Below are 2,961 nucleotides of genomic sequence, written 5' to 3' on the forward strand. Positions count from 1 at the left end.
GGGCGAGCCAACGCCGTAGCAGGATTTAAGTTCTACGACTATATTTCAGCTTTTTAGGAGTTTCACCATATACCCCAAAATCGGAAAAAGCCGTCTGAAAATCGTTTTTCAGACGGTATAAACCACTATTTCAAGCCTTTGCTGCGGACATTCTGCCAATTGTCATTATTCAAAATCTCGGCATTTTTCCCTGCGAACACTTGGCGAGCCTGATTATCACCGTTTAAAGTGTACAAAAACCACGCCGTCATATAGCCGCTTGGCTGCCACAGCATAGAGCCATGGTCTGCCGCCACTCGTTGGGCGACAACCGCCGCGCCTGAAGTTTTGGCGAAATTTTCGTTCAGCGACATAATCGGTGCAATGCCTTTGCTCGGATCCTTGCCGTCGCCTGCGTCAGATTCGTGCGCACCTGCGTTCATAAAATACGGCACACGGACTTTGGAGACATCATAAGGCCATTTTAACAATTCCGCCAAGCCGTGCTTGGTGGTGCTGGCGGTATAGACGGATTTGACGGCAGGCGTTTGGGCGGCAAGGTTAATCGCTCCCACGCCGCCTTGCGAATGCCCTGCCACGCCGATTTTTTCTGCGTTGATTTTGTCAAACAGTACGCTGCCTTGCGTGCGGTTTTGTGTCAAAGCAAAATTCAGCGATTTGCCCGCCCCTTGTCCGCTCCATGAATTTTCTTCTTCTGAGCCAATCACCACAAAGCCCCAGCTTGCCAAGAGTTTGAGCACCGCTTCGTATTTAGAAGTTGCCATGCCTGTGCCGTTTACCATCACCACCAGCGGATAATTACCGCCGCCTGCAGGATAATAGACGGTATAAGTTTTTAACTCTTTATCCTGTGCGTCAAATTTTTGCACCGCCACGGCATATTGCCCCATTTGGCTGTATTTTTTCTCAAGGGGTGCAGTAGTTTGCACTTGGGCGATTTTTTGCTCGGTGATGGCAAGCGCCTGCTCGATGGCTTTGCCGATACCAGCGCAAGCTGTTACACCGATGGCGGTACTGATTGCCAGAATGATTAAAGATTTTTTCATAAAAATTTCCTGTTTTGTTAAAAAGATTTTTCAGACGGCATGGTTTTTAAAACCAACCATCAATCATTGGCAGATTTTTTTAAAGTCAATTTGGCAAATACCCACGCAAAAAATAGGCAAAAAATCAAATCGCCCAAGCCGTAAATTTGGAAAAATAACGCCGTCATCGGACTGTCCGCCAGCTGGGCAAGTTGATTGTTATTGAGCAGCCAATCCGCCCACACATAAACATACACCGCCTTTTCAAGTGCAAAAACCGCTACCAAATAAGGCACTTTGTGATAATTTGCCGCCACCGAGCCATACGCCAAGCCCCACAGCAGAATTGACACTTGCCCCAGCCAAGAAAACACCATCGGATCGTGTTTGGCAAGCAGCCCGTTGGTGAAAAATTGGCTAAATACCAAAATGCCCACGATATTGTATAAAGCAGCTAAAATAAAGCCGTATGTGATGGCTCGGTTTTTCATGAAGTTTTCCTAAAAAATTTAAGCGATTATCCGCCTTTTAACAAACTATTTCACAGGCAAATATTTCGCCAAATATTCATTCAACTTTGCCACATACAGTTTTTGCTTATCCTTATCACGGTGCATACCATGCCCTGATTTTTCAAAGATAATCACATCGTGCGGCACATTATGCGCCGCCAATGCCGTCTGAAAAGGCTTGGTGCTAAACGGCATAACTTTATCTTGCGCCCCAAAAGCTGCCAGCGTAGGCACGCTGTTTTCGCCCACCCAGCGGTAGGCCTCAATCGGTTTGATTTTATCTTGGTAGTCGCCACTTTTAAGCATTTCTACACTAATCGCCTCGCCTGACAATGCCGACAACATCGCCGCCGCTTCAGCGTTCGGCTCGGTGGGTGCGCCGTCCATCTCAAAACTTGTCGGCCCGACCATACCAAAGGTAAAGGCAATCGGCACAGGGGCGTTGTTACCGTCTCTAAAGGCATAAATCGCCGCCAAACCATGCCCTGCCGAGCCGCCGCCGACCGCCATTTTGTCAATCGGATAGCCGAGTTCTTTTGCTTTGGCAACGACAATCGGCATTGCCGTCTTGATTTCGTCCGACATGGATTTGACCGAGGCGGTGGGATTTTGCTCGGATAACAGCGTGTAGCCAATGCCTGCGCCCACATAGCCTTGGGCGGCAAACCATTTTAAAATCTCAGTATCGTCCGTCTTATCGCCTGCGGTAAATCCGCCTGCATGCAGGTACACGACCAGTCCGTAATGCGCGCGTGATTTGTCCGCCGGCAGATACAAATCAAACTTCTGCGCCGCCTTATCGCCATAGGCAAAATCACGGCTGATGGTGCCAATCTCATCGCTCCAGTTGCTCACCGTCATAGAAGTATCACGGCTCATCACCAAATTAAGAGAAAAACCCACGGCAAAACTCACCGCAAATGCGGACGCATACAGGGCAAAGGTTTTTAAAAATTTCATCAAAACATGCTCCCGCCAAGCAATAAATCTAAGGCGAAATCTTTGATATTAAAGCCGATAATAAAGGCGATGATGATAATGGCTGTTAGGCCGATTTTGTGGCGGTTTGGGGTGGTTTTCATGGGGCTTGAATGTCTTAAAAATAAAAATGCGGTATTTGTCGGCCTGAAGCTCGGCTGAGTAGTTAGGTTTTTTGGGAATTTAACTAACGTGCGTTCGGATAAACGATTTGAGCCATGCTTTATATTTCAGCAATCTATCCCCTTTCCCCATCTTTAACGGGGGGTTAGGGTAGAAGTGGTTGATTTATAGTTCACTTTAGCAGCGTAGGGCGGGGTTGCCACCCCGCCGCTTTGTCGAAAGGCAAAGAATTGGCTAAATCCAAGCACATCATCTTATTCTGCGAATGAGCGGCGGGGTGGCAACCCCGCCCTACGCCTGATACATGCCCTAAGCCTGATATA

At 47.9% G+C, this 2,961-nt stretch carries 4 protein-coding genes; all 4 read right to left on the reverse strand.

Annotated features, from left to right (window positions below):
* Positions 1 to 125: 125 nt before the first annotated feature.
* From BDE01S_RS09605 to BDE01S_RS11735, 4 genes are read right to left on the reverse strand one after another with little or no spacing between them, the layout of a single operon-like run.
* Positions 126 to 1,046 carry a poly(ethylene terephthalate) hydrolase family protein gene (locus BDE01S_RS09605; protein ID WP_066080856.1) on the reverse strand — a complete coding sequence of 307 codons (921 nt, stop codon included), beginning with the start codon at positions 1,044 to 1,046 and terminating at the stop codon, positions 126 to 128.
* Between the two features lie 59 nt (positions 1,047 to 1,105).
* On the reverse strand, positions 1,106 to 1,516 hold the full coding sequence (locus tag BDE01S_RS09610) for a hypothetical protein (RefSeq protein ID WP_066080860.1): 411 nt from the start codon (positions 1,514 to 1,516) through the stop codon (positions 1,106 to 1,108).
* A gap of 45 nt (positions 1,517 to 1,561) precedes the next feature.
* The gene (locus BDE01S_RS09615; protein ID WP_066080863.1) at positions 1,562 to 2,497 is read right to left on the reverse strand and encodes an alpha/beta hydrolase; all 936 of its coding nucleotides are present in this window, start codon (positions 2,495 to 2,497) and stop codon (positions 1,562 to 1,564) included.
* Positions 2,497 to 2,619 carry a hypothetical protein gene (locus BDE01S_RS11735; protein WP_255265804.1) on the reverse strand — a complete coding sequence of 41 codons (123 nt, stop codon included), beginning with the start codon at positions 2,617 to 2,619 and terminating at the stop codon, positions 2,497 to 2,499. Before BDE01S_RS11735 ends, BDE01S_RS09615 begins: the two co-directional genes overlap by 1 nt.
* Positions 2,620 to 2,961: the final 342 nt, after the last annotated feature.

Origin of the sequence: Bergeriella denitrificans NBRC 102155 (genome assembly GCF_001592185.1) — a bacterium.
In the GTDB taxonomy this organism is placed as follows: domain Bacteria; phylum Pseudomonadota; class Gammaproteobacteria; order Burkholderiales; family Neisseriaceae; genus Neisseria; species Neisseria denitrificans.